26 protein-coding genes, 3 pseudogenes and 1 riboswitch are annotated in these 25,360 nt (G+C 60.0%); of the genes and pseudogenes, 13 read left to right on the top strand and 16 right to left on the bottom strand.

The features are described from left to right. Nucleotides 1-27 precede the first annotated feature (27 nt). The 8 genes from queE to ruvB form a co-directional block, all read right to left on the bottom strand. Nucleotides 28-699 carry a 7-carboxy-7-deazaguanine synthase QueE gene (queE, locus tag ACYQ1A_RS12515; protein ID WP_499362446.1) on the bottom strand — a complete coding sequence of 224 codons (672 nt, stop codon included), beginning with the start codon at nt 697-699 and terminating at the stop codon, nt 28-30. A 148-nt stretch (nt 700-847) separates the two neighbouring features. Next, complete coding sequence (locus ACYQ1A_RS12510) at nt 848-1,570, bottom strand: YbgF trimerization domain-containing protein (protein WP_499362444.1); 723 nt, start codon at nt 1,568-1,570, stop codon at nt 848-850. Nucleotides 1,571-1,726: 156 nt separating this feature from the next. Further along, nucleotides 1,727-2,245: a peptidoglycan-associated lipoprotein Pal gene (gene pal, locus ACYQ1A_RS12505; protein WP_499362442.1), complete on the bottom strand. Its 519-nt coding sequence runs from the start codon at nt 2,243-2,245 to the stop codon at nt 1,727-1,729. A gap of 125 nt (nt 2,246-2,370) precedes the next feature. Beyond that, entirely contained in the window at nt 2,371-3,642 is a 1,272-nt protein-coding gene (gene tolB / locus ACYQ1A_RS12500) for a Tol-Pal system beta propeller repeat protein TolB (protein ID WP_062224240.1), read from the bottom strand. A 100-nt stretch (nt 3,643-3,742) separates the two neighbouring features. After that, nucleotides 3,743-4,621, bottom strand: a complete 879-nt coding sequence (tolA, locus tag ACYQ1A_RS12495; protein WP_499362439.1) for a cell envelope integrity protein TolA — start codon at nt 4,619-4,621, stop codon at nt 3,743-3,745. Further along, nucleotides 4,621-5,034: a protein TolR gene (gene tolR, locus ACYQ1A_RS12490; protein ID WP_499362437.1), complete on the bottom strand. Its 414-nt coding sequence runs from the start codon at nt 5,032-5,034 to the stop codon at nt 4,621-4,623. The genes tolA and tolR overlap by 1 nt, the downstream gene beginning before the upstream one ends. A gap of 12 nt (nt 5,035-5,046) precedes the next feature. Beyond that, nucleotides 5,047-5,724 (bottom strand): protein TolQ, encoded by a 678-nt coding sequence (tolQ, locus tag ACYQ1A_RS12485; protein ID WP_499362435.1) that lies wholly within the window; start codon nt 5,722-5,724, stop codon nt 5,047-5,049. Nucleotides 5,725-5,826: 102 nt separating this feature from the next. Beyond that, nucleotides 5,827-6,873: a Holliday junction branch migration DNA helicase RuvB gene (gene ruvB, locus ACYQ1A_RS12480; RefSeq protein WP_499362434.1), complete on the bottom strand. Its 1,047-nt coding sequence runs from the start codon at nt 6,871-6,873 to the stop codon at nt 5,827-5,829. A 64-nt stretch (nt 6,874-6,937) separates the two neighbouring features. Further along, nucleotides 6,938-7,129, top strand: a riboswitch (FMN riboswitch). A 127-nt stretch (nt 7,130-7,256) separates the two neighbouring features. Between ruvB and ribB the strand changes: the two genes are divergently transcribed. Then, nucleotides 7,257-7,910 (top strand): 3,4-dihydroxy-2-butanone-4-phosphate synthase, encoded by a 654-nt coding sequence (gene ribB, locus ACYQ1A_RS12475; protein ID WP_499362432.1) that lies wholly within the window; start codon nt 7,257-7,259, stop codon nt 7,908-7,910. Nucleotides 7,911-7,965: 55 nt separating this feature from the next. On the opposite strand, the gene ruvA is transcribed toward ribB, so the two are convergent. The 3 genes from ruvA to ACYQ1A_RS12460 form a co-directional block, all read right to left on the bottom strand. Beyond that, nucleotides 7,966-8,559 carry a Holliday junction branch migration protein RuvA gene (gene ruvA / locus ACYQ1A_RS12470; RefSeq protein ID WP_499362430.1) on the bottom strand — a complete coding sequence of 198 codons (594 nt, stop codon included), beginning with the start codon at nt 8,557-8,559 and terminating at the stop codon, nt 7,966-7,968. 74 nt (nt 8,560-8,633) lie between these two features. After that, the gene (gene ruvC, locus ACYQ1A_RS12465) at nt 8,634-9,155 is read right to left on the bottom strand and encodes a crossover junction endodeoxyribonuclease RuvC (protein ID WP_062221238.1); all 522 of its coding nucleotides are present in this window, start codon (nt 9,153-9,155) and stop codon (nt 8,634-8,636) included. Then, on the bottom strand, nt 9,155-10,018 hold the full coding sequence (locus ACYQ1A_RS12460; RefSeq protein ID WP_499362428.1) for an energy transducer TonB: 864 nt from the start codon (nt 10,016-10,018) through the stop codon (nt 9,155-9,157). The genes ruvC and ACYQ1A_RS12460 overlap by 1 nt, the downstream gene beginning before the upstream one ends. Before the next feature lie 179 nt (nt 10,019-10,197). On the opposite strand from ACYQ1A_RS12460, the gene ACYQ1A_RS12455 reads away from it, so the two are divergent. The 4 genes from ACYQ1A_RS12455 (at nt 10,198) to ACYQ1A_RS12440 (ending at nt 13,687) form a co-directional block, all read left to right on the top strand. Then, entirely contained in the window at nt 10,198-10,500 is a 303-nt protein-coding gene (locus ACYQ1A_RS12455; protein ID WP_499362426.1) for a c-type cytochrome, read from the top strand. A 183-nt stretch (nt 10,501-10,683) separates the two neighbouring features. Then, a complete protein-coding gene (gene dksA / locus ACYQ1A_RS12450; protein WP_053938391.1) occupies nt 10,684-11,100 on the top strand; it encodes an RNA polymerase-binding protein DksA in 417 nt (138 codons plus the stop codon). Nucleotides 11,101-11,362: 262 nt separating this feature from the next. Then, nucleotides 11,363-12,433 (top strand): 3-deoxy-7-phosphoheptulonate synthase AroG, encoded by a 1,071-nt coding sequence (gene aroG / locus ACYQ1A_RS12445; protein ID WP_499362423.1) that lies wholly within the window; start codon nt 11,363-11,365, stop codon nt 12,431-12,433. Between the two features lie 162 nt (nt 12,434-12,595). After that, nucleotides 12,596-13,687, top strand: coding sequence for an FUSC family protein (locus tag ACYQ1A_RS12440; RefSeq protein ID WP_499362421.1), 1,092 nt, complete (start codon nt 12,596-12,598; stop codon nt 13,685-13,687). On the opposite strand, the gene ACYQ1A_RS12435 is transcribed toward ACYQ1A_RS12440, so the two are convergent. Next, on the bottom strand, nt 13,684-14,172 hold the full coding sequence (locus tag ACYQ1A_RS12435; protein ID WP_062221223.1) for an E3 binding domain-containing protein: 489 nt from the start codon (nt 14,170-14,172) through the stop codon (nt 13,684-13,686). The two genes, ACYQ1A_RS12440 and ACYQ1A_RS12435, sit on opposite strands and share 4 nt — an antisense overlap. 305 nt (nt 14,173-14,477) lie before the next feature. On the opposite strand from ACYQ1A_RS12435, the gene ACYQ1A_RS12430 reads away from it, so the two are divergent. The 5 genes and pseudogenes from ACYQ1A_RS12430 to ACYQ1A_RS12410 all read left to right on the top strand — a co-directional run. Beyond that, entirely contained in the window at nt 14,478-15,671 is a 1,194-nt protein-coding gene (locus ACYQ1A_RS12430; RefSeq protein ID WP_062221219.1) for an acetate/propionate family kinase, read from the top strand. 177 nt (nt 15,672-15,848) lie between these two features. After that, entirely contained in the window at nt 15,849-16,550 is a 702-nt protein-coding gene (locus ACYQ1A_RS12425) for a hypothetical protein (RefSeq protein WP_499362418.1), read from the top strand. A gap of 90 nt (nt 16,551-16,640) precedes the next feature. Next, nucleotides 16,641-17,459 carry a BPSS1780 family membrane protein gene (locus tag ACYQ1A_RS12420; RefSeq protein WP_499362503.1) on the top strand — a complete coding sequence of 273 codons (819 nt, stop codon included), beginning with the start codon at nt 16,641-16,643 and terminating at the stop codon, nt 17,457-17,459. After that, nucleotides 17,456-17,588 (top strand): annotated as a pseudogene (locus tag ACYQ1A_RS12415) (diacylglycerol kinase); the annotation flags it as partial. The gene ACYQ1A_RS12420 and the pseudogene ACYQ1A_RS12415, both read left to right, overlap by 4 nt. Next, nucleotides 17,579-17,842 (top strand): annotated as a pseudogene (locus tag ACYQ1A_RS12410) (diacylglycerol kinase); the annotation flags it as partial. The pseudogenes ACYQ1A_RS12415 and ACYQ1A_RS12410, both read left to right, overlap by 10 nt. A gap of 100 nt (nt 17,843-17,942) precedes the next feature. Here ACYQ1A_RS12410 and ACYQ1A_RS12405 read toward each other — a convergent pair. Together ACYQ1A_RS12405 and ACYQ1A_RS12400 are read right to left on the bottom strand one after the other, a co-directional pair. Next, the gene (locus ACYQ1A_RS12405; RefSeq protein ID WP_053938399.1) at nt 17,943-18,698 is read right to left on the bottom strand and encodes a LytR/AlgR family response regulator transcription factor; all 756 of its coding nucleotides are present in this window, start codon (nt 18,696-18,698) and stop codon (nt 17,943-17,945) included. Beyond that, entirely contained in the window at nt 18,664-19,704 is a 1,041-nt protein-coding gene (locus ACYQ1A_RS12400) for a sensor histidine kinase (RefSeq protein WP_499362415.1), read from the bottom strand. Before ACYQ1A_RS12400 ends, ACYQ1A_RS12405 begins: the two co-directional genes overlap by 35 nt. Nucleotides 19,705-19,778: 74 nt before the next feature. Here ACYQ1A_RS12400 and ACYQ1A_RS12395 point away from each other — a divergent pair, with 74 nt between their 5' ends. Further along, nucleotides 19,779-21,272, top strand: coding sequence for a YifB family Mg chelatase-like AAA ATPase (locus tag ACYQ1A_RS12395; RefSeq protein ID WP_499362413.1), 1,494 nt, complete (start codon nt 19,779-19,781; stop codon nt 21,270-21,272). A 10-nt stretch (nt 21,273-21,282) separates the two neighbouring features. On the opposite strand, the gene ACYQ1A_RS12390 is transcribed toward ACYQ1A_RS12395, so the two are convergent. Beyond that, a complete protein-coding gene (locus ACYQ1A_RS12390) occupies nt 21,283-21,690 on the bottom strand; it encodes a globin family protein (protein WP_062221196.1) in 408 nt (135 codons plus the stop codon). Between the two features lie 175 nt (nt 21,691-21,865). Between ACYQ1A_RS12390 and parE the strand changes: the two genes are divergently transcribed. After that, entirely contained in the window at nt 21,866-23,839 is a 1,974-nt protein-coding gene (gene parE, locus ACYQ1A_RS12385; protein ID WP_499362411.1) for a DNA topoisomerase IV subunit B, read from the top strand. Between the two features lie 286 nt (nt 23,840-24,125). Here parE and ACYQ1A_RS12380 read toward each other — a convergent pair. Beyond that, a pseudogene (locus ACYQ1A_RS12380) lies at nt 24,126-24,297 on the bottom strand (methyl-accepting chemotaxis protein); the annotation flags it as partial. A gap of 474 nt (nt 24,298-24,771) precedes the next feature. Here ACYQ1A_RS12380 and ACYQ1A_RS12375 point away from each other — a divergent pair. Next, the gene (locus ACYQ1A_RS12375) at nt 24,772-25,302 is read left to right on the top strand and encodes a nucleoside 2-deoxyribosyltransferase (RefSeq protein ID WP_062221189.1); all 531 of its coding nucleotides are present in this window, start codon (nt 24,772-24,774) and stop codon (nt 25,300-25,302) included. The last annotated feature ends 58 nt before the right edge of the window (nt 25,303-25,360 follow it).

Here is a 25,360-nt window from a genome sequence, read left to right as displayed (position 1 = left end):
TGGATGATGCGGCCAGCCCTCAGCGCCTTAAACGCCGGGTCGGTCGCCCCAGAGAATCTTGTGCAACTGTACTTGCATGCGTACCGGCAGATTGTCTTTGATTACCCAGTCGGCCAGGTCGGTCGGCTTGAGGGTTTCCCAGACCGGGCTGAACAGCACCGGTGCTTTGGCGGCCAGCTGACGGGTTTGCAGCAACTCACGCGCCCACTCGTAATCGGCGCGATCGACCAGTACAAACTTGATTTCGTCGCCCGGCTTGATGGCGTCGAGGTTTTCCCAGCGCATCTTGTCCAGTTCACCCGAGCCTGGCGTCTTGATATCGACGATACGCGACACGCGCGCGTCGACGTCATCAATGGCTAACGCGCCACTGGTTTCCAGGCTGACGTCGTAACCGGCGTCGCACAAGGCGCGCAGCAGCGCCAGGCTGTGCTTTTGCGCCAGCGGCTCGCCGCCGGTGACACACACGGTGCACGCGCCAAAACTGGCTACTTTTTCAAGGATGGCGTCAAAGCTCATGGTCTGGCCGCCATGAAAGGCGTACGCGCTGTCGCAATAGCCACAGCGCAGCGGACAGCCCGTCAGGCGCACAAACACCGTGGGCAAGCCCATGCGGCTGGTCTCGCCCTGCAATGAGAAGAAAATTTCAGTGATCCGTACCGAGGGCGGCAACGGGGTATTGGTCATGATCGTTGTCATGAGTAAAGGCTCCTTGCTGGAAACACAGTCCAGCGGATGGCAGCCTGCAGACCAGGCGGCTGCAGACGGGGTTTTCCAGTCGGTGATACCCGACGGAAATAAAAAACGGCGCCGGCCAGCGGCGCCGTGGGCATTGCGTTTTACCCGATCAGTTGGTGCTCAGCAACGCTTTCTTGGCGATGGCGGCTTTATCCGACTGCGGATATTTCTCTACCAGCTGCAACAAATAGGCGCGCGCGCCTTTTTTGTCGCCGGTGGCGTTGGCAGCGACGGCACTGCCATACAGCGCGTCAGCGGCAACCGGGTCATTCGGTGCCTTGGCCTGAACCGCGCTATAGGCGGCCAGCGCGCCTTTGTAATTTTTCAGCCCGGTCTGGCTCACGCCCAACCAGTAATAGGCCGTCGCCGTTTGCGGCGCATCGGGGTTGGCATTGATAAATTGCGTCAGCGCGGCCACGGCATCTTTGTGCTTGCCGTTTTTGCTGAGCGCAATCGCGCTATCCAGCGACTGCTGCGCGCTGGCCTGCTCTGCATTGTGCGCATCTACCTTGGCTTGTTCCATTGCACGCAGGCGGTTATCCAGATCGACATACAGGTCTTTCTGCCGCTTGGTGGCTTCGTCCAGGTTGTATTGCAGCGTTTCGTTCTGACCGCGCAGCGTGGCGATGTCCTGCTTGAGCTGTTCAATCTGGTTAACCAGGTTGAGGATGCGCGCATTGCCGGCTTCGAGCGTGTCGATGCGTTGGCCTTGCGCCTGAATCTGGGCGCCTTGATCAGCAATCTGTTTGCGGGCGTCATCGTCAGAGAACAGCCCGGCGTGGGCGGCCTGAGTGGCGAAGGCGAGCGCCAGGAGAGCAACTATTCGTTTCATTTCTCACCGGTCTGCAGTTAAAAACAGCGTTGTAGCTGGCCAGCCGCCAGCCCAACGCTGCACGATAGGCACTTTTGCGATACCGGGCAAGCGGCGCGGCCACCGGGAAGACGGTGACCGCGGCGCGCTGCCAGCCAGAAGCCCGAAGGCCCGGGCTTATTCGCCTTGATAGACGATTTCGGTACGACGGTTACGCGACCATGCTTCTTCGGTATCACCCGGTTCAGCCGGCTTTTCTTTACCAAAGCTCACGGTTTCGATCTGGCTGTCCGGCACGCCCAGCGCGCTCATCAGTTTCTTGACGGCTTCGGCACGCTTCTGGCCCAGCGAGATATTGTATTCAGCGGTACCGCGCGAATCGGTATTGCCTTGCAGGATGACCTTGGCATCCTTGTGCGCCAGCAGGTATTTGGCGTGGGCTTGTACCAGCTCGTTGTACTTGTCGTTGACCACATACGAGTCAAAGTCGAAGTACACGCGACGTTGCGACAGGATGTTGTTCGGGTCAGTCAGTTCGCTATAGCCCGGCTTGTTCTGGCCTTGGGTCAGATCCACCGTAGCGGGTGCGGTATTGGTGTTGTCAGTTGCAGCAGCCGGAGCCGGTGCAGTGGTGACCGGAGCCGGTTTCGGGTTGCTGGCACACGCAGCCAGCAGGGCAGCGAGCAGAGCGCTCATGGCAATTTTTTTCATCTTGATTCTCCAAAGGTGCAATAGCAGTTGGCGGCAGTGACGTCGCCCTCAACAACAGCCGGAACCATCGCCGGCCGCGTCACCGCGAGCCCGCGACAACCAACATCCGGTTACTTCAGCAGCGGCCCCCATGCCGGCTGCCGGACATCACCCGTTTGCGCCTTCAGGCGCACTTTGACCCGACCATCGCTGGATACAGCGGCCAGAGCGCCGCGGCCACCGGCTTGTGTTTCGTACAGCACCATGCGGCCGTTGGGTGCAAACGTGGGTGAATCGTCGCGGTTGCTGTCGGTCAGAACCTGGACCTGGCGGCTGGCCATATCCATGACAGCAACGTGGTAACCGCTGGTCTGGGTAATAAAGACCAGGGTTTTACCGTCGGGGCTGAGCTTGCCGGAAGCGTTATAGCTACCCTGGAAAGTCAGGCGTTCTGCATTGCCGCCGCTGGCGGACATGCGATAGATCTGCGGGCTACCGCCGCGATCCGAAGTAAAGATGATGCTGCCATCAGGCGCATAGAACGGCTCGGTATTGATATCGCCACTGCTGCTGATGCGTTGCGAACCGCCACCACCGCCGGACGGCACGAGGAATATTTGCGAACCGCTTTCCCGCGTCAGCGTCACCGCCAGCTTGCTGCCGTCGGTGGACCAGGCGGGTGCCGAATTGCTGCCCTTGAAGCTGGCGGCTTCCCAACGGCGACCACCGCTCAGATCCTGCACATAGACGATGGGCTTTTGTTTTTCGAACGACACATAGGCCAGCTTGCTGCCATCGGGCGACCACTTGGGCGACATGATGGGCTGATTGGAGACCAGGATGGCCTGCGCGCCATACCCATCGGCATCGGCCACTTGCAGTTCATAGCGCTTGCCGGTCTTGATGACATAAGCAATGCGCGAATTGAACATGCCCGAAATCCCCGCCACCTTTTGCAGAATCATGTCGGCAATCTTGTGCGCGACACGACGGGTGCTGGTGGCCGGTACGGTTTCTTCATAGGAGATCAGCGAGGAACGGCTGGCCGCGTCCTGCAGCCAGACGCGTATGGTGACCTGATTGCCGTTGGGCGTGACCTTGCCGATAAGAATGGTCTGTGCGCCTTTGGCAGTGACGGCGGGATAGCTCACTTGCTCGGGCTGGTACGGCACCGGCGACAAGTCGCCGCCATTGATCACCTTGAACAAACCGCTGCGCGCCAGATCGTCGTGAATGACAGGCGTGACGGGTTGGGCTTGCTGCACTTCGTTCTGGAATGGCGCGATGGCAATCGGGTACTGATTGGCACCGACACCGACCACATCAAACGAAATATCAGCATGCGCCGCCGCGCTGGCGACCAGCAGGGCGGATGCGAGTAAACGGGTAAAGCGTGACAACACAGGCCGTTCTCCTTGTTATGGTTGGTATTCCCCGGCGAGCTGGAGCCCGCTCTCGTCGTGCATGTCTTTACTGATCGCCTGCACCGGCAAGCCTTGCGGCTTACTGGTCCTTCAGGCGGAACGTCGGTGTCAGCGTGCGCCATTCGCCGGTAAACGCTGCGTTACCCGGACGCGGCGGCAACCGGTCCAGCCCTACAATCGCGCGTTTGACGGCGTCGGCATACGCGGCATCGCCGCTGGATTTGATGACTTCTACATTCTGGATGCTGCCATCCGGCAACACCGTAATCCGGACCTGCACCGACGGGTTGCCTGCGTCATCCGAATACACCAGGCGCGAGCGCAACAACGAACGCAATCCATCGATATAGCCACCGGAACCACCTGCGCCGCCCTTACCCGGGCCTACGCCATTGTTGGTCACTGCATCCGGATTAACACCCTTGCCACCGGCTTTGCCATTGGGCTTGCTGTCGGTGGTCAACGAATTGGTCGACAGCAAAGAATCAAACTCGCTGGTTTTTTTAACCGGCGTCGGCTTCGGTGCCTTGGTTGGTTCTACCTTGGGCGCTTTGGTCGGCTCCGGTTTCGGCGCGGGCGTGGGCCTGGGCGTCGGTGCCGGAGTCGGCTTGGGCGTTGGGGTCGGCTTGGGCGTCGGCGTTGGTTTCGGGGTGGGGCGGGGCGTGGGCACCACCTTCACTTTTTCCGTCTGGATATCCGGTTTGGGCTCGACTTTGGCCTGCACCTCGGGCGCGACCTTCTCCTTGACCACTTTGGGCGGTTCTGGTTCCACGGCTTTTTCGGCCGGCGGCGGGCCACCCCACAATTCCACCTGCACCGGCTCGGACTTATGCGTTTGCCACTGCACCGAAATCAACAAAAACACCACGAACAAAACATGGACGCCCAGCGCCAGCGATAGCGACACCAGCGGGTGTTCTTCTTGCGGACGGGCGGGACGTTGGTCGGCAGCCACCATCAGTGCGTATTCACCTTCAGACCGACGCGGGCAATGCCTGCCTGCTTGAGCACGTCCATGGCGTTGACCACGGCCTCATAGCGCACAGCCTTGTCAGCAGCGATTACCACCGGGCGATCAGCCGCCGCGCCCAGATGGCTTTTAACCAGCTCGGCCAGGCCTTTGACGTCGGGCGTCGATTCGGTCACGCCCTTGTCATTGATCTTGATTGCGCCATCAGCAGCAATCTCGACAAACACCGGTTGGGCATCGACCTGTTTATCGGCTTTGCCCACCGAGGGCAGATTAACCACGCCGGTTTGCATCATCGGAGTGGTCACCATAAAAATCACCAGCAGCACCAGCATCACGTCGATATACGGTACGACGTTAATGGCATTCATGGCGCGACGGGGACGGCGGCTTCTAGCCATGCTCGCTTCCTTTTACCGTGCTGCCTGGCGCTGCAGAATGTTGGAGAACTCTTCAATAAAGCTCTCGTAACGATTGGCCAACTGGTCCACATCGTGCGCAAAACTGTTGTAGGCCACCACAGCCGGAATCGCCGCAAACAGGCCGATGGCCGTTGCCACCAGCGCCTCGGCAATGCCGGGCGCCACGTTGGCCAGCGTTGCCTGGCCCACATTGGCCAGCCCGCTGAAGGCATGCATGATGCCCCACACCGTGCCGAACAGACCCACATACGGGCTGACCGAACCGGCAGAAGCCAGAAACGAATTGTGCTTGTCCAGATAATCGAGTTCGCGCTGCAGGCTGGCGCGCATGGCACGGCGGGTGCCTTCCATCACGTCGGATAATTCCATGCCGCCTTTCTGGCGCAGCTTGAGGAATTCCGAGAAACCGGCGACGAAAATGCGTTCCTGACCGTTAGGCGTGCCGCGGCGTACTTGCTCGTACAGCGCGTTCAGATCAGAGCCACTCCAGAAGCGGTCTTCAAATTCATTGGTGTGCTTGCGCGTGCTGCTGATAACAAAAAACTTGCTGAAAATCCGCCACCAGCTCAGCAATGACACCACCACCAGGATCGCCATCACGCCCTGTACCACGGGGCTGGCGTGCGAAATCAAAGACAGAATCGATAGATCTTCTGAACCCACTTCCACGGTTGAATCCCTTCCTGATCAACAAGATCAATATTTTATGCGTTTGCTTACAAGATTAGTATGTCGCGCGGCCATCATTATTTAAAATTTACGGCCGCGGCGTCAGTCATTGGCGCTATTTGTCGGCGGGTTTAGTCCGAAATGCTGATATGCCGACAAGGTGGCCATGCGCCCGCGCGGCGTGCGTTGCAGTAGACCCTGCTGGATCAGATACGGTTCCAATACATCTTCAATCGTGTCCGAAGCCTCACCGATCGCCGCAGCCACGTTATCCAGCCCGACCGGGCCGCCCCCAAATTTGGTGATCACGGCTTCCAGCAGTTTACGGTCCATCACGTCGAGGCCGATATGATCGACATCCAGCATCAACAGCGCGGCATCCGCCACTTCTGCCGTCACGCGGCCGTCGGCTTTGACCTCGGCGTAATCGCGCACCCGGCGCAGCAAGCGGTTGGCAATGCGGGGCGTACCACGGGAACGCCGTGCAATCTCAAACGCACCAGCGGCGTCCATGTTGACTTCCATCAGCCCCGCCGAGCGCTCCACGATGCGGGTCAGCTCTTCCGGCGTGTAAAACTCCAGGCGCGCCACAATGCCAAAGCGGTCGCGCAACGGGTTGGTGAGCATGCCCGCACGCGTGGTGGCACCCACCAGGGTAAACGGGGGTAAATCGAGTTTGACCGACCGCGCGGCCGGGCCTTCACCGATCATGATGTCGAGCTGAAAATCTTCGAGTGCGGGATAGAGGATTTCTTCCACCACCGGCGATAAACGATGAATTTCATCAATAAACAACACGTCATGCGGCTCAAGATTGGTGAGCAAAGCGGCCAGATCGCCCGCGCGTTCCAGCACCGGGCCACTGGTCTGGCGCAAGTTGACGCCCAGTTCACGCGAGATGATGTGCGCCAGCGTGGTCTTGCCCAAGCCGGGGGGGCCGAACAGCAAAACATGGTCCAGCGCCTCGCCGCGCTTCTTGGCTGCTTCGATAAAAATCTCGAGCTGGCCACGCGCTTTTTTCTGGCCGACGTATTCATCCAGCAGCTTGGGGCGCAGCGCACGTTCGAGCTGTTCTTCTTGCTGCGACAAGGCCTTGGCGGTAATCAAGCGCTCAGGCGGGGCGGCAGAAAGGGCGTCTGTTTCGATCATAAGAGTGTTCCGGTAACGGCGCAGTCGCGTGTAGACTGGCGAGCCCGGCTATTGTAGCCGGATGGTACGTCTTCAGGGCGGGGTGGAATTCCCCACCGGCGGTAGGGTTGCAGCATGCAACCAAGCCCGCGAGCGCTTGCTGTTACGGATATCACCGATATCTCCACGGCAAGGTCAGCAGATCCGGTGACCCGGATGCGCAATGCATCTGTCATTCCGGAGCCGACGGTTAGAGTCCGGATGAAAGAAGATCAGTACGCAGGCCAGCCGCACGCGCTACAGCATGGACCATTGCGTCCGCACGTTGTGCGCGTGCGCGGCCTGCTTGGTATTCAGCCCTGAAACGTTTGTCGCGTTATTTGTTATTGCGAGGACGTTTCTTTATGTCTGTTGTAACCCCCGTTGTTTCTGCACAAGACCGCCAGCAGATGGCTGCAGCCATCGCTGCCCTGGCCGCTGGCCGCCCCGTGTTGTTGCTGGATGATGATGATCGCGAAAATGAAGCCGATCTGATTATCGCGGCCGAGCACATCAATACCGAAACCATGGCCCTGATGATCCGTGAAGGCAGCGGCATCGTCTGCCTGTGCCTGACCGACGCCGCTGCCGATCGTCTGGCGTTGCCGCCGATGGTAAGCAGCAACGGCAGCCGCTATCAGACTGCCTTCACCGTCAGCATCGAAGCAGCCCACGGCACCACCACGGGCGTAAGCGCCAGCGACCGCGTGACCACCATCCGCGCTGCAATCAAGGACGGCGCCCGGCCCGAAGACCTGATCCGGCCCGGGCATGTGTTTCCGTTGCGCGCCCGCGCGGGCGGGGTGCTGGAACGGCGGGGCCATACCGAAGGTTCGATTGATCTGGCGGTGCTGGCCGGGCTGCAGCCGGCAGCGGTGCTGTGTGAGGTGATGAATCCGGACGGGACCATGACGCGCGGCACCCAGATTGATCTGTTTGCGGCTGAGCACAATCTGCCGATCGTGACGATTGCCGCGCTGGCGCGCTATCGCATGGCGATGGAAACCGCCGTGGCGTGATGCGGCCAGGGGTGGGGGGCTGGCGTGCCGCACGCCGACCCACCCCCGAATAGTGCTAAGCGCGGGCGAGTTGTTTCAGCGCCAGCTTGATGCCCTGCGACACATCGATATCCGCCGCCATGTCTTTCATTGCATGCGCGGCTTCTTTTTCGTTGTAACCCAGCGCCAGCAAGGCGTGCAGCACATCGCCACGGCCGCCGGTGACTTCGGGCGCGGCCAGCTTCAGCCCACCGGTCGCAGCGGGCATGCTGCCGATTTTGCCTTTGAGCTCCAGCACCAGACGCTCCGCGGTTTTCTTGCCGATGCCGGGCACGCGCGACAAGCGCACGGTGTCTTCGGTCGCAATTGCCACCGCCAGCTCATCCGCCTGCAGGCCGGACAGGATCGCCAACGCAATCTTGGCGCCGATACCGGTAATCTTGATCAGTGCCCGGAACAGATCGCGTTCCGCCCGGGTGGCAAAGCCATACAGCAACTGCGCGTCTTCGCGCACCACCAGATGAGTAAACAGGCTGACCGCCTCGCCCACATGCGGCAACACGTAGATGGTACTCATCGGCGCGTCGACTTCGTAGCCCACACCGCCAACATCGATCACCAGTTGCGGCGGTTGTTTTTCCAGCAGTTTGCCGGTGAGGTGTCCAATCATGAGGGTGTCCGCAAGGGAAGTCGGAAAAAGAGCGCCCGATTATACCGGGCAACCGGGTCTGATCAGCGCCTGGTTCAGGTCAGGCGGCCACGGCGGATTTTGAGCCCACCGCCCAGTTGCTTGAGCGCGCTGCCCGCGTGGTTGGCATGAGTTAACGCCACCGCCAGCGCATCGGCGGCGTCGGCTTGTGGCAAGCCGTTGAGCCGCAACAAACGCTGCACCATATGCTGCACTTGTTCTTTATCGGCATGCCCATTGCCCACCACCGCCTGTTTGACCTGCAAGGCGGTGTATTCAGAAATCGGCAGTTGCGCCAGCACCAGCGCAGCAATCACGGCGCCACGCGCCTGGCCCAGCAACAGCGTGGATTGGGGATTGACGTTGACAAAGACCAACTCCACCGCGGCCACCTTGGGCTGGTAGGCCGCGACCACCTCGGCGATGCCTTTTAGCAGACTGTCGATACGTTCGGGCAAAGTGCCGCCGACCGGGGTGCGAATACAGCCCGAGGCCACGTAATGGCGATGCTGGCCGTCGATATCAAGCACACCAAAGCCGGTCACACGTGAGCCCGGATCGATGCCAAGCACGCGCATTATTGTGGTCCCGACGGCACGACCAGCTCGCTGTTGCGGGTAAACGTCCACACCCGCGGCACGATCAGCACGGTTACCGGATTACCTGCCGCATCAACCAGATTTTTAGGCAGCGGCGCAAATGGCGCGCTGCGGTACACCAGCGCAACGGCGGCCTGGTCCAGCGCCCGATTGCCCGAGCTGCGATCAACCGTCACGGTGCGCAAAGAGCCATCGCGATTTACTTCAACGGTGAGGGTGAGCGAGCCATACAACTTGTTGCCGCGCGCATCAACCGGGTAGAGCGCAGTGCCCAGCCGTTCCACTTTATGGCGCCACTGGTCTTCCCAGCCTGCCGTCTGGCTTTTGATTGCCGGCACGCCGATCGACGCTTTACGCGGACGTTGCTGATATTCGTTGACCTCGCGCTCGATCTTGCCAGCCTGGCCGCTCATGTCTTTAAGCTGCGGCGTCTGTTTTTGCGCATCCTGGCCATGGGCCTGTTGCGTTTGCTGCTGCGCTGCCGGATTATCCAGCGCGCTGACCTGATTACGGGTTTGTTTGATTTGCGACATCAACTGCTGCTGGCTTTGTTCAAGCTCGCGCGTTTCTTTAAGCAGTTGTTGCAGTTCGGTATCGGTCTTGTCGTCCTTGACCGGCAGCGGGCTGGCCGCTTGTTGGTTGGCATCGGTATTGCCGCCCGCATCCAGATTGACCTGAGCGCGCACCTTGGCTTTGGTGGGCGCCGTGGCGGTGGCCTTGTTAACCAGCTCAACCTGTAGGAATTGACTGGACAGCGCCGGGTCTGGCTGCGGACTTACAATGCGGATGCCCAGGATGGTGGCGGCATGGAGCAGCGCAGACACGACAAGAGCTGTCGTCATGAAACGTTGCGCGCGATCCATTCCCTGCATATCCGTGAGTGTGAGCATCGGCGGAGTGTAGCATAGCGATTACGCAATTCTGCGCGGGCCGCCCGGCGCTGCGTTTTGCAAGCCTGACCGGCATTGTTAATATGCGCGACGGCCTTATATTGAGGAAGACCAAAAAAATGCGAGCCTGTGTGTTGTTGATCGCGACCGTACTGCTTGGCACCGGGGCAAGCGCCCAGGCGGCTGAGGACGGCGCCAAAGTCGCGGCCAAATACAATTGCCTGGCGTGCCACGCGGTGGACCACAAGATTGTGGGCCCCGCCTATCGGGATGTGGCCAACAAATATCGTGGCCAGCCGGGCATCGAAGCAAAGTTGATGAAGAAAGTAAAAGAAGGCGGTGGCGGTACCTGGGGCACCATCTCCATGCCCGCGCAAGTCATCGGCGACGATGATCTGCGCACCATCGTCAAATGGGTGCTGGCACAGAAATAAGTGCTGGCGGTTGGGGTAGCTGGTTTTGATGTCTTTTTGATGAAGACCACGCGCCCGAAGAACTGGAATTGGCTGTTATTGCATTGGGCAGGGGACTTGATTAAGCTCCATGCCCATTTGGCGACCCACTGCGGCGTGTAAGCCCTGCTGCGGTACCGCCCGGTTCTGAGAAGCGAGACGACAATGGCCAAACTGACGGAACAAGACATCCTCGCCTGGCACGGGCCGGAAGAGGATTACATGAATGCCGATCATCTGCAGTTCTTCCGTGAACTGTTGCTGAAAATGAAGACCGAGCTGCTGGCTAACGCCAACCAGACCAGTCAGCATTTGCAGGAACAGGAAGCCACACCGGATCCTGCTGATCGCGCAACGCTGGAAGAAGAATACGCGCTGGAACTGCGCACCCGCGATCGCGAACGCAAACTGCTGCTCAAGATCGATTCGACCTTGCGCAAGCTGGACGACGGCTCTTACGGTTACTGCGAAGACACCGGCGAACCGATCGGCCTGGCACGCCTGATGGCGCGTCCGACTGCATCGCTGTCGCTCGAGGCGCAAGAACGCCGCGAACGGCTCAAACGCCAGTACGCGGACTGAACGCGTGCTTTGCAACGCCTGCCGCCCGGTTGCGGCAGGCGTTTTGCGCCTTGTCGTTCGGCAAGCGCGCTCTCCGGCCCTATGCCGCCTGCTGATTTCCCGCCGCGTTTAAAACATTCCGCTGTCATGCACCGCAACGGGGCCTTGCGCACCGCATGCGTACGCACTCTTGTCCGCACACGACGCGCACGTTACTCTAGCGCTTCCCCCTTACTCATTTTGCGGTGCAACATCTGCGCCGCGGCTGCCGCCCAGGACCGTTATGCAATACCAGACCGACGACGTGCGTATTCGTGAAATCAAGGAATTACTGCCTCCAGTAGCCATTCTGGAAAAGTATCCCGTCACCGAAACGGCATCGGCCACCACGTTTGCTTCGCGCCAGGCCATCCACAACATGCTGCGCGACGAAGATGATCGCCTGCTGGTGATCATCGGGCCCTGTTCCATCCATGATCCCAAAGCAGCGCTGGAATACGGCCAGAAGATCAAGGTATTGCGCGAACAATACAAAGACACGCTCGAAATCGTAATGCGCGTGTATTTTGAAAAGCCGCGTACCACCGTGGGCTGGAAAGGTCTGATCAACGATCCGTTTTTGAACGGCAGTTTCAATATCAACGAAGGCCTGCGCATTGCGCGCAAGCTGCTGCTCGATCTGAACGACAGCGGCATGCCCACCGCAGGCGAGTTCCTCGACATGATCACGCCGCAATACGTGGCTGATTTGATGAGCTGGGGCGCCATTGGCGCGCGTACCACCGAATCGCAAGTGCACCGCGAACTGGCTTCGGGTATTTCTTGTCCGGTCGGTTTCAAGAATGGCACGGACGGCAATTTAAAGATCGCCATCGACGCGATACGTGCAGCTTCGGTGCCGCATCACTTTTTGTCGGTGACCAAGATGGGCCATTCCGCCATTGTCTCCACCGGCGGCAATCCGGACTGTCACATCATTCTGCGTGGCGGCAAAGAACCCAACTACGACGCGCTGCATGTGCAGGCGGCCATGAAAGACCTGAGCGATGCTGGCCTCGAGCCCAAGCTGATGGTCGATTTCAGCCATGCCAACAGCCGCAAAGACTATCGCCGGCAGATTGAAGTGTCGGGCGAAGTCAGCGCGCAGATCGCCGAAGGCAACAAGGCCATCTTTGGGGTGATGATCGAAAGCCATCTGGTGGCCGGCCGCCAGGATCACGTGGAAGGCCAGCCGCTGTGCTACGGTCAGTCGATTACCGACGGATGCATTGGTTGGGATGATTCCGAGAACGTACTCAAGCAATTGTCCGAAGCCGTGGCGCAACGCCGCGCGCTGGGGCAGGTCGGGCGCTAGGCCCTGACCTCTACGCTGCACAAAACCAAACGCCCTTCGGGGCGTTTTTTGTTGCCCGGCACCAAGCACCGGCATATACAAACCATCCGCATGAACTGCCCGACCTGGACGCGGACCAAGCATGGTGTAAGCTTCAGACACTCTTCGTTTGCCGGTAACCCGATGCCTTTACTCCCGATGCATTTGTTGGCGCTCAACCGTGACCCCACGCTGCCGTGGCGGCAAGGCGTTTCTTCGGGGATATCGGTTGCCGTGCCCGCGCTGATCGGGCTGGCGCAGAACGAGCCGGTCGGCGCGCTACTCGGTGCCATCGGCGGCCTGTACGCCAGTTTGCTCGACTATGGCGGCACCGCGCGCCACCGCCTGGCCACGCAGTCGTTCGGGCTGTGTGTGATTGTTGGCAGCGGCGCGCTTGGCTTATGGCTGGGTCCGCATCACATCATGATGTTTCTGCTGCTCGGCCTGCTCACCTTCTGCATCGGCTGGATTGATGGGCTTGGCGTAGCGATGGAAAACATCTTCCGCTTTGCCGCCCTCGCCCTGGTCCTGTACGCCTATATCCCGGCGCCACCGGGCGCGGCTTTTCTGTATCTGGTGATCGGCATCTGCATCGGCGTGGCCACCATCCTGATCGACGACAAGCTGTACCCACGTGCCGCCATGCCCCGCCAACACAACGGGCTGCGCAATGGCTTTCGGCGCGTGCTGGATGGCCATAGCGCCGGGGTCTGGCATGCGGTTGGCTTTTGCTTTACCTCATGCGTGGCGCTGTGGCTGGCGCAGCATCTGCATTACGCGCGCCCGGCCTGGGTGATTGCGGTGGTGTTGTTTGTAACGCGGCCCGATGGCATCGATAGCCTGACCCGTTTGTTCCGCAGCGTATTTGGCGCCTTGGTCGGCGTGGCGCTGGCGTGGGCGGTAACGCGTTTAACGCCGCATAGCTGGGCTTTGTACGTGTGGGCGGTGCTGTTCGCCACATTGCGGCCCATGGCGATGGTGCGCAATTTCTGGATACATTACGCGCTGATGACGGCGATGCTGATGGTGCTGTTCGATATCTTGTTGCTACCGGAAGGTCGCGGCGCCGAGGTGTCGCTGTTGCTGGTGCGCCTGCATGGTGTGCTGCTGGGCTCGGGCATTGCGCTGATCGGCATGGTTATCTTTAACCCGCAGGCACGCGGCTATTTTATTGATGAGATGCGCCAGTCGCCGATGCACCGCTGGCTGTCACGTTCACGCATCCGGCAGGATTAACGCCGCGCGTGCAGCAGTTCACGAACATGGCGTTCGACGTCGGCGGCTTCAATTTCTCCGCGCGTGCCGTGGCCAGCAACGGCGCTCAAATCCACCCCCAAGCGCGCCGCCAGCTGCGCCGCCGCCAGGCTGACCACCAGATAGCCTGCACGGGCCACTTGGGGGTCCGATAATGCCGGTGGCTCGTCGTCGCCTTCTTGTACCGGCGGCGGCAAAATTTCCAGCCATTCGCCGTCTTCTTCTTCCACTTCCATCATCAGCAACAAGGCGGCGGATTCCACCTGATCACCCGCTGCCACCACAAACTGCTCGATCACGCCCGCCCCGGGCGCGCGGATTTCAGTACGCTGCCCATCCAGCGACAAAGTCAGCAGCAAGGCTTCCGCCAGCACCGGGCTGCCCGGCGCGGCGTGCAATTGCTGCACCACAGCTTGGCCAACAAATTCGGGGGCGCAGATCAGGTGGGTGGTGGTTTCCAGAGTCATGAACGGGATAGCGGCTGGCAGGTGAGCGATTAATATCAAACACAGTGCTTTGATATGTACCAATATTCGCAATAGCTGGCGCCTTTAAAATAGCGCCGTTTTTTTGCGAAGCGCGGCGGGCTTGCAACACCACGCGAATGTCCGCCAGCATACTGATCCATGGCGCAGCATGCACGCTTCTTCAGTCTGGCCGGTGCTTGCAGCCTGCTCCACGTGGAACAGTCGGCCTCCGGCCATGCCATGTCGCCACAAGCGGCTTAACAACAGCAGTGCGAAGACCCGGTCTGCGCGCGGAGAACTCTGTCATGAACGAATTGATTCTGATCATTAACGCTGGCTCTTCCAGCATCAAGTTTTCCTTGTTCGAACAAACCGCAGCCGACCCCGTGCTGCAGTTCAATGGCCAGGTCGATGGCATCTTTACCCAGCCACAGTTCAGCGCCAAAGATGCCGGCGGCCAGAAGATTGCCAACGAGCCGCTGCCTGCCGACTCCCCCAAAAGCCATGACACCGCGCTGCGCTACGTGCTGGACTGGCTGAAAGGCCATACCGAGGGCCGCAAGCTGGCGGTGATTGGGCATCGTGTGGTGCACGGTGGCACCGGCTTTTCGCAACCGGTGCGGGTCACGCCCGAAGTCATCGCGCAGCTGGAACTAACCATCCCGCTGGCGCCACTGCATGCGCCGCACAATATCGGCCCGATGAAAATCCTGGCCGGCCTGTTGCCTGATGTGCCGCAAGTGGCTTGTTTTGACACGGCGTTCCACCGTACCCAGCCCGAGCTGAACCAGTTGTACGCGCTGCCACTGGAACTGGCCGAGCGTGAAGGACTGCGCCGCTGGGGCTTTCATGGCCTGTCGTATGAATACATCGCCAGTGTGCTGCCGCAGATCGATGCCAAGGCGGCGGCGGGTCGTACGGTGGTGTGTCACCTTGGCAATGGCGCGTCGATGGCAGCACTGCTCGGCGGCGTCTGCCAGCTCACCACCATGGGCTTTACCGCGCTCGAAGGCCTGCCTATGGGCACGCGGACTGGCACGCTTGACCCGGCCATTGTGCTGTTCTTGATGTCGCACCTGAAAATGAATACCGCCGAAATCGAAACCCTGTTGTACAAGGAATCGGGTCTGCTCGGCTTGTCGGGCATTTCCAGCGATATGCGCGAGCTGCACGCCAGCAGCGATGCGCGCGCCAGGCTCGCGGTCGATTACTTTGTAAATCGCATCGTGCAGCAAGTAGGCAGCCTGACCGCCGCGCTGCAGGGCTTTGATGCGCTGGTCTTCACCGCAGGCATCGGCGAAAACGACGAGCACGTGCGCGCGGACGTGTGCAAGGCGCTGAGCTGGATGGGTGTCGAAGTCGATGCCGAGGTCAACAACACGCGTAGCAGCAAAGCGCGGCGTATTTCAACCGAGGCCAGCAAAGTGGCGGTGTATGTCATTCCCACCAACGAAGAACTGATGATTGCGCGTCATGCGCGCCGCGTGGTCGGTGTCTGAGCAATATTGTTTAATTTTGCGTAGTTTTACGGCGTAAGTTTATGTCCGGTTCTTGTAGGTAAGAAACTGACAAGCGCCGCGTCTATCCGTCAAAACCGCCGCTCACCCGCCTTTGGGTAGACGCGGCGGCGACGGCCTCCTTATCCTGAATTTCTGCTGGGAGGCCGTGATTTACCTATGAATTTGCTGATTCAACACCCCGTCGGTACTACCCATTCCAAATGGCTGCGCGCCGGTTATCGCACCCTGCGCGAGGAACCCATTCTTGCACTGAGCGTAACTTTATTGATTAGCGCCGCGCTCTGTTTGCAGTCGCTTATCCCGATCGACGACAGCGCCAACCACTGGCTGGTGCCGATGCTGGTATCGCTATTGGGCTGGAGCGTGGTAATGCCACTGGCCTGGCGTCATCAACCTGCACTGGCGGGCCGTCCGGGCTGGTTGCGCTGGTGCGCGGCGCTGCCGTGGCTGCTGGCCATGGCCGTGCTGACCCAGGGCCTCAGCCGCTATATGAATACCCTGCCCGCCAGCACGCCCCTGCTGCCCGGCAAAATGCTGCTGGCCATTATGCTGTTCTTGCCGTGCTGGTTATTTGCGCCAGTATTGATTGTGATGGACCAAGCCGGCGTGCTGGATGCCTGCCTGACGGCCTACCGCTTGTTCTGGCGCAATCTGGGCAGCGTCATCTGTAACCAGGGCGCATTGCTGCTGGCGTGGCTGTGCGTGCCCTTGCTGCTCGATAATTCGCTCGCCAGCGGTGGCAATCCTGCCCTGAGCGCACTGGCGCCCTATCTGACGGCCATGGCGCATGCGCTGTTCTTTGTGCTGCTACAGGCCAGTAACTACGAAGCCTGGCGCGATCGCTGCGGCGCGCCCTGATTGCCGCATTGGCCGAACGCTGCACCGGCGCTGTAGACAACCCTCCTGCTTATCACCAACATGTCGGCGATACGACATAAGGAAAGCAGGATGGAAGATTCAGGTTTGATTATCGATACCACGCCAGAGCCACGTCGCGTGCCGCTGGGACACAGCTGGACGTGGATACGCGATGCACTCCGCTTGTACCGGCAACATGCCGGGCGCTGGATCTTGATCAGCGTGAGCGTAATGGCTGTATTGCTCACGCTTGCCGCCATCCCCTACCTGGGCATCGTCAGCCCCATCATCATGCCTTTGCTGCTGGGCGGCGCCGTCTGGTGTGCGCATCTGCAAGTCACTGAGGGCCTGCCGCCCGATTTCAGCACCTTGATGATAGGCCTGCGCAAGCACACGCGCAGTCTGCTGGGCGTGGGTCTGCTCTACGCCATCGGCGCCATGCTGATCATGATGGCCATCATGGCCGTGGTAGTAGCGCTGCTACCCGGCCACAATCCGGATGCTCTGCAAACCATGCAAAAGGCTGGCGAGCTGCCTGATCTGGGCGGTAATGGCTTCTGGATTGCCCTGCTGTTTGTGCTGGGGCTGATGTTGATCAACAGCATTTATTTCTTTGCACCGCCGCTGGTCATCATGCGTGATATCGGCGCGATGGCGGCGATGAAAACCAGCTACCTGGCATTCTGGCGTAACTGGCTGGCCTTATTGTTGTCGGGTTTGATCCTGGTCGTGCTGATTTTTGTGGCAAGCATGATCATGACCATCCCCGCGCATCTGCTGGCCAGTATCAACCCCAACCTGGGCATGTTGCCCAGCTTGCTGTTGCTGCTTGCGGTCATGCCGTTGACGTTTTTGCTCAACTACACGTGCTATGCCGATGTGTTTAGCTCGATAACCGCAGAAGGTTGATCGTGAAGGAAAGTCCGTTCAAAGGTAAGACCGGCGCACAGCGAGTGCTGAATGCGCTGGGTTATTCACTTGATGGTCTGGGCGCGGGCTGGCGCAATGAGGCAGCCTTCCGCCAGGTTGCCTTGCTGGCGGTACTGGGGATAGCGATTTCACTGTTTATCCCCTTGCAACCGTGGGCGCACGCTGCGGTCATTGGCAGTCATTTTCTGACCGTGATTGTGGAATTGCTTAATTCTGCGGTCGAAGCGGCGGTCGACCATACCTCGCTGGAGCGGCACGAACTAGCCAAGCGGGCCAAGGATCTGGGCAGTGCCGCGCAACTGATATGCCTGATCAATCTGGCGGCCATGTGGGTGATGGCCTTGGCGCATCTGCACACCTAGACGACTCTTCCGGCGCTGCGCCGTGCAATAAAAAAGCGCTCGATGTAAAGATCGAGCGCTTTTTTTATTGCGGCTAATTTCGAGAAAATCTCGTCAGCAATTAACCGTTTTTCTTGAATTCCTTGATCACGTGCTGCTGCCGGCGGCTGACGGCCAGACGTTCTGGCACATCTTTAAGCACCGCCACCCAATGCGTTTCGCCGCCATTGGAAGGCATCTTTTCAAAGCCAACCAAAGAATCACGCGCCACCAGGCAATTGCGGTGGATACGCACAAACCGGCTGCCGAATTCTTCTTCCAGCCGGGTTAGCGAGTCTTCCAGCAAATACTCGCGTTCACGGGTACGCAAGGTGATGTATTTCTGCTCGGCCTTCAGATAGCGCGCCTCAGCCACCGGAATCAGATGCAGGCGGCCGCGTTCGGTCACGCTGAAATGGCTACGGGCATGCGATGCCGGTTCAGCTTGCGCCTGCGCAGCGCGCATCTCGGCCACGCGGTTGAGCGCGTCCAGCAAGCGCTCGCGGCGGATGGGCTTGAGCAAATAATCCACTGCGCGCACTTCAAAGGCGGCCACGCCATATTCTTCAAAGGCTGTGGCAAAGATCACAGCGGGCGGTTGCGACAGGCTTTGTAGTTCGCGCGCCAGTTCAATGCCACTCATTTGCGGCATCTGGATATCGATAATCGCTGCGTCGGCGTCCGCTTCGGCCAGTTGGGCCAGCGCGGAAACACCATTGGTGGCGGTACCCAGGATTTCAATCGGGCATTCGCTGGCGCAGTCATGCAATACGTCTTCAAGCCTGCGCAGTGCAGGCATCTCGTCATCCACCAGAAAAAGGCGAAGCGGCGTCGTCATGGGTGATCTCTCTGTATGGCACCACAATATGCACTTGATAATAGTCGCTCGCTGCCTGTGTTGTCAGCGTAGCTTCAGCATCAAAATGCAATAGTAAACGCTCTCTGATATTTTCGAGAGCCATTCCGTTACCGCCATGTTCACGCACCGCGTCAGGTGGTGGCAGCGGGTTTTTGACATCCAGGTGTATCTGATCGCGAAAACGAAAAATATTCACCTGTATGGGTGCCGGATTCAGTGCAGGTTCCACCCCATGATAGACCGCGTTTTCTACCAGCGGCTGCAGCATCAAAGGGGGTACCGCGGCATCGCCCGGCATGTTCTCAGTATTCCATTGCACTTTTAACCGCCCGCCCAGCCGCACCATCTCGATATTGAGATAGCGTTTGGCCAGTTCCACTTCGCGATCCAGCCGCGACAGTTGCCGGTTATCTTTCATGACCACGCGAAACAGATCCGCCAGGTCTTCCAGCACTTGCTCTGCCTTGACCGGCTCATAACGGATCAGCGACAGCACCGCATTCAGACTGTTAAACAGAAAATGCGGCCGGATTCGCGCCTGTAGCGCCTGCAAACGCGCCTCTGATAACCTGGGCGATAAGGCGCGCTGGCGCAAATGAAAATAGCTGAGCAAGGTTGACGCCGCCACGATCATCACGATGGCGTCGGCCAGCAGCAAATCCCAGTCCGGCGCTTGCGGCGTGATCAGCAAACGGCCAAACGTGCCGCCCAACGCCGCCAGCGCACAGGTGGCGACCACACCGCGGGTATAGCTCAGGCGGGTGAGCAGCGGGTTGGCAAGGCCCAACAGCAGCATAGCTGGCAGCAGTGAAAATTCCAGCCAAAGTACTGAATCAACAAAATGCTGCGGCCATGCCAGCCAGTTCTGCAGGCCGATCAGGGTGTAGATAAACAGCGCCAGGTGCATGACCACCAGGATGCGCAGGACGACTCCCATATTGCGGAAATCAGGCAATACATCAGTTTCGGCAGCGTTGGGATTCACGACGGGATCAATGTTTGAAGAATCAGGAGTCCATACACTATAGCGAACCGTTTACCTGGATTCGAACCATAGTCATGTCTTTGGCACTCATCTACAGCCGCGCCCTCGAAGGGCTGACCGCACAAGCCGTATCAGTGGAGGTTCATCTAGCCAATGGCTTACCTGCTTTTAATCTGGTTGGACTGCCCGAAGCCGAGGTCAAGGAAAGCCGCGAACGGGTACGCGCGGCGATGGCCGTGGCGGGGTTTGAGTTTCCCGCTCGTCGGATCACCGTTAATTTAGCACCTGCAGACCTCCCTAAATCGTCCAGCCACTTCGACTTGCCGATTGCCGTCGGCATTCTGGCGGCAAGCGGTCAGTTAGCGGGGGCCGATCTGACACATTTCGAGTTTGCTGGCGAGCTTGGGCTGACCGCCGGACTGCGCCCGGTGCGTGGCGCTATTGCGTTGGCCCGTGCCGCCACCGAGGCCGGACGCATTCTGATCCTGCCGGCGCAAAGCGCATCCGAAGCCGCGCTTTACCCCGGCGCCGACGTGCGCGCCGCGACCTCATTGCAAGAAATCTGCCGCTTTTTTACCCACAAACAACCACTGCCTGCGGCCGCAGCGCCCAGTTGGTTTGCGCCAAGCGACTACGCCGATCTGCGTGATGTGCGCGGCCAGCAACAGGCCAAGCGCGCGCTGGAAATCGCCGCCGCCGGGCAACACAGCTTGTTGATGGTGGGCACGCCGGGCACCGGCAAATCCATGCTGGCACAGCGTTTGCCCGGACTGATGCCAGCGATGGGAATAGAACAGGCATTGGAGACCGCAGCGGTGCGTTCGCTCACCCGCAAGGGCCTGGATATCAGCCAGTTTGGTTTGCGCCCGTATCGCGCGCCGCACCATACGGCTTCGGCGGCGGCGCTGGTGGGCGGTGGCTCGGTGCCGCAGCCCGGAGAAATCTCGCTGGCGCACAACGGCATCCTGTTTCTGGACGAATTGCCGGAATTTGATCGTAAGGTACTGGAAGTGCTGCGCGAGCCGCTGGAGCGCGGCGAAGTGAACATCAGTCGCGCGGCGCACGCGGTGACTTTCCCGGCGCGTTTTCAGCTGATTGCGGCGATGAACCCCTGCCCCTGCGGCTATCTGGGCCATGCCACCCGCGCCTGCCGTTGTACGCCTGAACAGATCAATCGCTACAAAGCCAGGCTATCCGGGCCGTTTCTGGATCGGCTGGACATGGCGGTCGATGTGCCTGCGGTCAGCGATATCACCTTGATGGGCGCGCCCGATGGCGAGACCAGCGCCACCATTGCAAAACGCGCCGCTGCCGCGCATGCCCGCGCCCTGGCACGTCAGGGCAAGCCCAATGCCGCACTCAGCACGGCGGAGGTTGATCTGCACTGCCAGGCCGAAGAAGCCGCCCGCGAGCTACTGCATGCCGCGCTACAACGGCTTAATTTGTCGGCGCGCAGCTTTCATCGCGTACTCAAGCTGGCGCGTACGATTGCTGATCTGGCGGAGAGTGACGTTATCAGCGCCGGCCATGTGGCCGAAGCCATCCAGTACCGGCGCGGTTTGAGCTAAAGCTAGCGCCTTACCAGGCCCGGCGCAGCGACAAAGTGCTGGCCGGGGCCAACGCAATGGGTTCGGCGGGCGTAAACGACTGTTGCAGGATATCGACGCGGCGATGCCAGGCCTGGGCCAGATCGGCGGCCACCAGGCTATCGATGGCCTCGCGAAATACGCCCAGCACCACGCCGTGGCCTTCGCCCAGCAAACTGGGCAAGCGCCCCGGATTGCTGCGATTGCTGGCCAGCGGCAGGCTCCAGCTTTCGCCATTGAGCACCGCGCCCCAGAAATTAACCAGGCGCAAGCGCAGCGGTTTGAGATCGCCTTCCGGCAAGATGCTGCTGAATACCGCGTGCTGACGCAGGCGGCGCAGGAATTCGTCGACCACGGCATTGATGGTCGGAAACCCGATAAGTGTGGCTAGCGCGTACATAAGACGCTCCGTGTGTTGGCCCATTGTGCAGTTGTGACGGGCGCGACGCGGCAACGTTCCGCTTGCAACACAAGCTTAATGTACAGAAACCCGACCGCGTACCGACGGCGTTTGGCCCGGCGTGCGCGCTTTGTTAGACTGCGGCGCTTGAACCGCACTACCACCACAGGCTGTCATGAGCACTCCACGTTACGATGAATCCGCCGTCAAGGTGCTGAAGGGTCTCGATCCGGTTCGGCATCGCCCGGGCATGTATACGCGCACCGATAACCCGCTGCATATCTGTCAGGAAGTCATCGATAACGCCGCCGATGAGGCGCTGGCTGGCTTTGCCACGCGCATCGACGTGGTGTTGTATCGCAACCAGACCATGCGAGTGGCCGATAACGGCCGCGGCATTCCGGTGGGCATTCATCCGGAAGAAGGCGTGCCCACGGTGCAGGTGGTGTTTACCCAGTTGCATGCCGGCGGCAAGTTCGACAAAAAAGACGGCGGCGCCTATGCCTTCTCCGGCGGCCTGCACGGCGTGGGCGTGTCGGTGACCAATGCGCTGTCAACGCGGCTGGAAGTGGAAGTCAAACGCGACGGCCAGCAACATCGCATCGTGTTTGCCGGAGGCGAGGTCGCGGAGCCACTGGCACAGATCGGTACCTGCGCCAAAAAAGACACCGGCACGGCCGTGTTTGTGGCGCCGGACACCTCGTATTTTGATGCACCCAATATTCCGCAGGGCGAGCTGGAGCATCTGCTCAAATCCAAAGCCGTGCTGTTGCCGGGCCTGATCGTTACACTCAAGGTGGAGCAGGCAAACGGTGAATTTACTGAAAAAACATGGACTTACCCGGATGGCCTGACCGGTTATCTGGGCGAGCAGCTCACCGGTTACAGCCTGATTGTGCCGATCTTGCAGGGCGAAAAGTACATCGAGGGCATCGATGAAACGTTCGCGCCCGGCGAAGGCTGCGCCTGGGCGCTAACCTGGAGCGAAGACGGCCCCACCTCGCGTGAATCCTACGTCAATCTGATCCCGACCCCGGTGGGTGGCACGCACGAATCGGGCCTGCGCGATGGCGTCTTCCAGGCCGTCAAAAGCTTTATCGAATTCCATTCGCTGACACCCAAAGGGGTGAAATTGCTGCCGGAAGATTTATTCGGCCGCGCCTCCTTTGTGCTGTCCGCCAAGATTCTCGACCCGCAGTTCCAGGGCCAGACCAAAGACAAGCTCACCAGCCGCGATGGCCTGAAGCTGGTTTCGGCCATGGTCAAGCCACCGTTCGAGCTGTATCTGAACGAACACGTGGAACAAGGCAAAAAGCTGGCCGACCTGTGCATACGCGCCGCCCAGGCGCGGCAAAAGAATGCGCAAAAAGTGGAGAAGAAAAAATCCAGCGGCGTGGCCGTATTGCCGGGCAAGCTCACCGATTGCGCCAGTGACGAAACCGCGCGCTGCGAGTTGTTCCTGGTGGAAGGGGACTCTGCGGGCGGCTCCGCCAAGCTGGGGCGGGACAAGGACTTCCAGGCCATTCTGCCCCTGCGCGGCAAGGTGCTGAACACCTGGGAAGTCGACCGGGACCAGATTTTTGCCAATAACGAAGTACACGATATCGCAGTCGCCATCGGCGTAGATGCGCACACCGCCGACGAAGCGCCCGATCTGAGCGGTCTGCGCTACGGCAAGATCGTGATCATGTCGGATGCCGACGTGGATGGTTCGCACATTCAGGTGTTGCTGTTGACGCTGTTCTACCGGCATTTCCCGGCCCTGATCCGGCATGGCCATGTCTATGTGGCGCAACCGCCGCTGTTCCGGGTGGATGTGGCCGGCAGCGGTAAAAGCAAGCCGCCGCGCAAATTCTATGCGCTGGATGAAGGCGAACTGACCGCGGTGCTGGACAAACTGCGCGCCGAGAAAATCCGCGAGAACGCGTGGAGCATTTCACGCTTTAAAGGCCTTGGTGAAATGAATGCCGAGCAGCTGTTTGATACCACCATGAACCCGGACACGCGCCGCATGTTGCGCGTAGGCGTGGGCACCGATGTCGCCAGCAATACGCGCGAACTGATGCATATGCTGATGGGCAAGACCGAAGCATCCAGCCGCCGCGCGTGGCTGGAAGCGCGCGGCAACCAGGTGGAAGCCGATATCTGAGCGCTGGTCGTTCGCAGCAAAAAGAGCCGGATCGTAACGATTCCGGCTCTTTTTTTGTGCCGCATTTATCGCGCCGCCGCCAACTCCTCGATGCAGGCGCGCAACTGCTCGTGCCAGCGATAAAGCTCGGCCGGATCAAGCAGCACGGCGTGTACCTCGGCGGTGGCGGCGTCGTTCTGTTGCTGCGCTTCGATGCGCTGATGCAACTCGGTGATTGCCGCACCCAGGGTATCAATGCCGCCACGCGTGGCGCTGGTTTCGCCATGAATCTGTTCGACCAGCTGCGCGATTTCTTTGGCAGCATGGGCGGTGCGTTCTGCCAGCTTGCGCACTTCGTCCGCCACCACCGCAAAGCCGCGCCCGGCCTCACCCGCGCGTGCCGCTTCAATCGCGGCGTTCAACGCCAGCAGATTGGTCTGCCCTGCCACACCGGTAATGACTTCAACAAACTGGCCGATGCGGCTGGATTCGCTTTCGAGCGCGCCCACCGTGGCGCCGGTACTTTCCAGCAATTGATCGATGCGGCGATATTCCGCAGCAAAATCCGGCGCGCTGTGTTTGCCGCCGTCTGCCTTGGCCGGTGCTTGTGCCGCGCGTTGCACCGACTGCGCCAATTGGGCCAATTGCGGCGCAACGTCGGGCAAGCTGGGTGCGGCAACTGGCGCTGGCGCCGCGGCTTGCATATTCAGCGAACGCAAAAATGCTTCGTCGCGCTCATGTTTTTCGATCTGTGCGCGCAACTGCCGGTTTTCTGCCAGTGCCTGGTCTAGCGCCTTTTGCACGCTTTGATCTTTCGGTTTATCGAACCACATCAAAAACTCCCCTTCCCTGATATTTTTTATGTATGCCGAGCTGCCCCCATCTTTGCATGCAAGCGGCATAATCGGGCACTAGTATAGTGAAGCCCGTCACTCACGTATAAACCATCCAGCATGCCCGCCATTACACGTATCTATCTCGCCGGCCCCGGCGTGTTTCGCCCCGACGCGGTGGTCTGGGGCGCTCGTCTCAAAGCGGCGTGCGAATGGCATGGCCTGCAAGGTTTATACCCGCTGGATCAGGCGGTGCCTGCTTTCGAGAGCGAAGCGGAAAAGCGGCGTTGGATCTTTCGGCAGAACTGCGGACTGATCGCACGCGCCGACGCGGTATTGGCCGACGTGCGGGCATTCAGGAGCGAATCAGAACCCGACTCCGGCACCGCATTCGAAATCGGCGCCGCCTTTGCGCTGGGCAAGCCCGTGTGGCTATGGCTGCCAGGCATCGCGCGGCAGACGCCGATGCACCGCCGAATCAAGAATGCACAGCACTTCGGGCATTGGGCCGATCCGCAGGGCCACGCCATCGAAGACTTTGGCGCTCCGCTCAATCTGATGCTGTGGGAAGCCGCCGAGAGCGTGATTACCGACCTCGAACCAGAAAACGCCATCCAGACTCTGGCCCGCGAGGCGCGCCTGCACCGTTGAACCTGGCGCGACGTTTCACGTGAAACATAGGCACCACCGGGTTACACATGGCTGCCCA

It is taken from the genome of Silvimonas sp. JCM 19000, assembly GCF_054652575.1.
The sequence above is the reverse complement of the archived record's forward strand: the minus strand, read 5'-3'. Positions and strand labels throughout refer to the sequence as shown.